The organism is Bacillus gaemokensis (genome assembly GCF_001590835.1).
In the GTDB taxonomy this organism is placed as follows: Bacteria; Bacillota; Bacilli; order Bacillales; family Bacillaceae_G; genus Bacillus_A; species Bacillus_A gaemokensis.
This window is the reverse complement of sequence record NZ_LTAQ01000044.1, coordinates 1-5,996: the sequence shown is the minus strand read 5'-3', so window position 1 is coordinate 5,996 and position 5,996 is coordinate 1. Positions and strand designations below refer to the sequence as shown.

Below are 5,996 nucleotides of genomic sequence, written 5' to 3'. Positions count from 1 at the left end.
TACCTGTTCATCCATTCTTCCCAGATACTCAATATTCCCATCAGGAAGCCATCTTGCCAAATCTCCACTTCGGTACAGTTTCCCTTCTCCGAATGGATTATCGATGAATTTCTCCGCTGTCAGTTCTGGTCTATTGAGATATCCTCTAGCTACACCATCTCCCGCTATACATAATTCCCCAGGTATTCCAATTCCACAGAGATTTTTCTCATTTAATATATATATATGAGTATTAGAGATTGGTTTACCTATTGGGATAAGGTCCGTGAATTCATCGTCGTTTTTATATTCCCAGTGTGTTGCTAAAACCGTATTTTCTGTTGGCCCATATGCATTTATATACCTACAATCGCTACTAGCTTTCTTTATTATTTCTGCATTCGAAGCTGAACCGCCTGTTGTTAAAATTCTCAATCCCTCTGGCTTCGCTTGCATATAATATTGTGGCGATAATAGCGTTATTGTTATTTCACTATCTGATACAAATTCATTAAATACATTCACATCCGATATTTCTTCTGATGAAGCAATTTTAAGTGTTGCCCCTGTCAATAAAGATATCGTCATTTCCCATACAGATGCATCAAATATATAGTTTGCGAATTGAAGAATATTATCTTTTTCTGTAATTTGATAAAGTTCCATCAAATACTCTCTCATCGCAATAACGCCTCGGTTTTCAACCATAACACCTTTTGGTTTTCCCGTTGTTCCTGATGTATAGATAACATACAATAAATCAGATGATTGATTTACTTGTACAGGATTTTCTTCTTCACCTATAAAGACACTATGTTCCGCAAGGTCAATGACTGGTATCTCTGTCTCGATTTCCGCTTTATATGTTAGTACTGCCTTTGGTGTACAGTCCTCCAGCATATATTCGATTCGATCTTTTGGATAGGTCGGATCCATCGGCACATATGCTCCGCCTGCTTTAATAATTCCATAAATACCTACAATCATTTCAACGCTTCGCTCTGCCATGATCGCAACGTAATCATCCGGTTTAACCCCAAGACTTCTTAGCTTATGCGCTAAGGCATTTGCTCTTTGGTTCAGTTCTCTGTACGTGATTTCCTCATCTTCAAAGGTCACTGCAATATGATTTGGTGTCTTTTCTACCTGTTCTTCAAACAGGCCCGCTACCGTTTTTTCTCTTGGATACTCACTAGAAGTATTGTTAAATTCACCTACGATAAGAGTTTTTTCTTCTTCTGTTGTCGTTTCAATTTCTATAAGTTTTTTCTGCGGATTTAAAGACATGTCTTGCAATACTGCTTTTATCCTAGTAAGGATACTTTGGATTTCACTCTTCTCATACACATTCGGATTATACATGATATCGTAATACAATTTTTCACCGTCAAAGTGTGCAGTAATATTTAATGTATAATTCGTTTGTTCTCTTGTAGATTCCATTTCTATCTGAAGTCCGTTTTTACTACTCTTTAATCGCTCTCTATCTACATAATAGTTCTCAAATGCAAATAATGTTTTTATCAAGGCAGAGCCTAATTTTGTTTGGTTTTGAACTTCTGGTAATGAACAATAATCATAGCTACTCCCTTCAATCCCCTGCTTCTGAAGTACTCTTAACAATTCCACAACTGTCATATCTGCTTCTCTTTTTACTCTAACTGGTATCGTGTTTACAAACAGACCCACGATTTCTTCAATTCCCTTTATTTTCGCGGTTCTTCCCGATACAACCTTTCCAAATACTACATCATCATTACCATTGTATTTTTGTAGAACGACACCCCAAGCAGCTTCCATAACAGTATTTAATGTCACATTATTAGATAATGCCATCTCATTCAATCTTTGACTGATCTCTTTTTCTAGACTTACTCTTATACGCCCCATTTGCTCATCAGTCAGTGCTGGCTTTTTCATTGGTCTTATTTCTGCAGGTTCTTCATATTCTGATAAGAGCTCTGTCCAATATTCTAAACCTTTTTCTTTATCCTGACCCTCAAGCCACTTAGCATACTCATTGTATCCAGCGGTTTTCTCTTTCTCTTTCTCAATCATATGTTCTATATCTTCTATACTTACATCGTTTTTCAACTGTTCATAATATCTTAGAAAATCACCGAATACTAATGAGATACACCAACCATCCATTATAATGTGATGGAAACTCCATATTAATTTATGACTCTCATTTTTCAATTTTATATACTTCACTCTTAAAAGCGAATCTGTTTCTAAATTAAAACCACGTTTTACATCCAGGCTTATAACTTCTGATATCTTTTTTTCTTGTTGACTTTCGCTTAACTGAGTCAAATTAATTTCTTCATATTCAACTTTTTTGTTTTCCAACACAAGCTGTCTTGGCTTAGATATGTTTTGCTGAGCTATAGCTGATCTTAGTACACCATGTTTTCTTGCCAAGAACTTAAGAGCTTGTCCTACCTTTTCATTATCAACCTCACCATGCAAGGTATATACACTTTGTACTATATAACTAGTTGATTCTCTATCCATTACGTTATGGAACAACATTCCTTCCTGTAATGCTGTAAGAGAATATATATCTTCGATATCAGAAAAACGTGTTCTTAATACTGCTAAATCTGATGTCTCTAAATCGTTTGTTGAATAATCAGATGCTGTCTTAGTACTCTCTTTTTGATTAGAGCAGTATTCAACAATCTCAATCAATATTTCCTTATATAGCACTCCAAGCTTATTTATTGTCTCTTCCAAATACCGCTTCGCATCATATGTTACTACAAAACATAGTTTACTCTGTGCGATACTTCCATTGAAATTAATGGTTCCTGGCAACCTATTCTCTTCAGCAATACTCAGTCCAGTTGAAAAGGTTGTTATGTTTCTGCTACTTTCATTTTCAGTATAACTATTCAATTCTCCTAAATAATTGAAGTACAAATCAGGTTTTGCACCATGATCTTCCTCCATTAACAATCCATACCCAATTCCGTGATTAGGTACGTTTCTAAGCATTTCCTTTGTCGCTATGATACTTTCACTAATATCATCCTTACACTCCACAACTACAGGATACATGCTCGTAAACCAGCCAACAGTTCTATCTATCTCTATTGGTTCATGAATTTCTTCTCGTCCATGTCCCTCTAAACCAATGGATACCTTTGTTTGTCCCTTCAACTTTCTTATTGCCATTCCTAGTGCACTCAACAATAAATCATTAATCTCTGTATTGAAAGCTTTTCCTGCTTCATAAAGTAGTTTTTTCGTTTCTCTCTCATCAAAAAAGATTCCTATATTTCCGTATCCCGTTCCAGTACAATCCGTATCCCACTCCACTCTTCCGGACTTCATTTCTTCAGCCACAGTTTCCCAGTACCCTTTTTCCTGTATCAAATTTTTACTATTTTTGTATTCTTTAAGCAGCTCACTCCACGCCTTATAAGATGCAGTTTTCTTCGGTAGTACAATTTCTTCTCCTGCTTCGACCTGTTTCATGGCAGTAGTAAAGTCCTCCAGCAATATTCGCCAAGATACGCCATCTACAACTAGATGATGCAGACAGATTATCAAATACTTACCCACATCCGTTTTGAATAGAGCGGTCTTCAGTAACGGCCCACTCTCCAAATCTATACTTCCCTGTAAACGAGTACATTCTGCTTCAACTTTTTCTTTCATATTTTGTTCACCATTAAAATCATACACACTGAAATCATACAGTTTGCTTTCTCTACTGTTAAGTATTTCAAGCGTACCGTTTCTATAAACAGCACGTAACATATCATGGTGAATCACCAAAGCTTCCAAAACCTTCTTCAAGGTTTCTTCTCTTACATCCACTGGTACCATCATTGCCTGATTAAAGTGGCTTGGTTTAGTAAGATTCCAAGCTTCAAATGTTTTTAAGATTGGTGTAGCTACAACCGTTCCTATTACTTCATGTTGCTCATAGTTGTTTTCTGCTGCAGCTATGGCCACATATGCAATGGCCTCTACGGTGTGTTTGCTCATTATTTCTTTTACAGAGAGATCATACCCTGCTTCACGCATTTTAGAAACGATTCTAATTGCCTTAATAGAATCTCCACCAAGTTCAAAGAAACTGTCCTTAATACTTATTTTTTTCACACCTAGTACTTCACTAAATATTTCACTCAATACTTCCTCTGTTTCACTTCTCGGCGTGATATATTCCTTTTCACCCTTCACTTCAATCTCAGGAAGAGCTCTCTTATCAAGCTTACCGTTTCTTGTTACTGGTATCTTGTCAATCTGCATTATATAAGCAGGTATCATATATGCTGGCAATTCCTTACTGATTTCCTCTCTAAGGTCACTGATACTTAATTTATTTTCTGCCGTAACATATGCACAAATTGCCTTTTCACCATTTTTATCTTCTCTTACAATTAACGCTGCATCAGTTACACCTTCGGCTCTTCTAATGACGTTCTCAATTTCGCCAAGTTCAATTCGGAATCCTCTGATTTTTATCTGTTCATCGATTCTTCCTAAATACTCAATATTCCCATCAGGAAGCCACCTTGCTAAATCGCCACTTCGATATAACTTCCCTTCTCCGAATGGATTGTCGATGAATTTCTCCTCTGTTAGTTCTGGTCTATTTAGATAACCTCTTGCAATCCCTCTCCCTGCTATGCATAATTCTCCCACAACACCGATCGGTTGTAGATTATCTCCATCTAAGATATATACTTGTGCATTGTCTATCGGTCTCCCAATACTCACGTTCTTTTGACGTTCCAAGTTCCTCATAATTGTAGTTGCTATACTATTTTCCGTCGGTCCATATTCATTAGTAAGCTCTGTACCAGGACATTTAATCAAACTCTGTTCTATTAATTCCTGATCAACAGCTTCTCCAGCTAATGTAACAATTCGCAAGGTTCGAACATCTTCAGGTTGCAACACGTTTAGAAGCTCTCTGTAAAGAACCGGAACGATAATCATATGGGTGACACGATAACGGGTTATATCTTGTTTGATGGCAAGTATATCTCTAGCTTTTTCCTCACTTTGAATTACCACATTCGCCCCTGACAGGAGCGGTGTAAACATGCTGGTAACAAATCCATCAAATGCAAAAGAAAAAAGTTGAAGTACCGTATCTCTTTCTTTTAAAGCATATTCTTGCTGGCGCCATTGAAGGGTATTTGCTACTCCCTTATGCTCTATCATCACACCTTTGGGTTGTCCTGTTGTTCCTGATGTATAGATGACATACAATAAATCAGATGATTGATTTACCCTCACAGGATTTTCTGCTTCCCCTATAAAGATACTATTATCCGTAAGGTCAATAACTGGTATTTCTGTTTCAATTTCTGCTTTGTATGTTAATGCTGCCTTCGGCGTACAATCCGCAAGCATATAGTCAATTCTATCTTTTGGATAAATTGGATCCACCGGTACATATGCTCCGCCCGCTTTAATAATTCCGTAAATTCCGACAATCATTTCAATACTTCGTTCCGCCATGATCGCAACGTAATCATCCGATTTGACTCCAAGACTTCTTAGCTTATGAGCTAAGGTATTTGCTTTTTGGTTGAGTTCTCTGTACGTGATTTCCTCATCTTCAAAAGTTACTGCGATATGATTTGGTGTCTTCTCTACCTGTTCTTCGAACAGTTCAACTACCGTCTTTTCTTTTGGATATGCACTGTAAGTGTCATTAAATCCCTTTGTAACAAGCGCTCTTTCTTCCTTCGTTATGACGTCTATTTCATTTAATTTTATAGTCGGATTACTTACAACTTGATTCATAATATTTATCAAATGTGTTAATAGACGCTCTGCACTTTCTTGCTTATACAAATCTGTACAATATTCCAGCACCATCTTGTAAGTATTTTCCACTTCATAGATACTAAATGTCAGGTCGAATTTCGCCGCCGTGAATTCTACTCCTGTAGATTCCGCTTTACTTCCATTCAAATCTAGCTCAACATGCTCATTGTTTTGTAACACAAGCATGACGTCAAATAGTGGATTCCTTGACATATCAC

Annotated in this window: 1 protein-coding gene; it reads right to left on the bottom strand. The window is 36.9% G+C overall.

From position 1 onward, the window contains the following. A partial coding sequence (locus tag AZF08_RS21390) for a non-ribosomal peptide synthetase (protein WP_153019571.1) occupies positions 1–5,996 on the bottom strand: 5,996 nt, incomplete at both ends.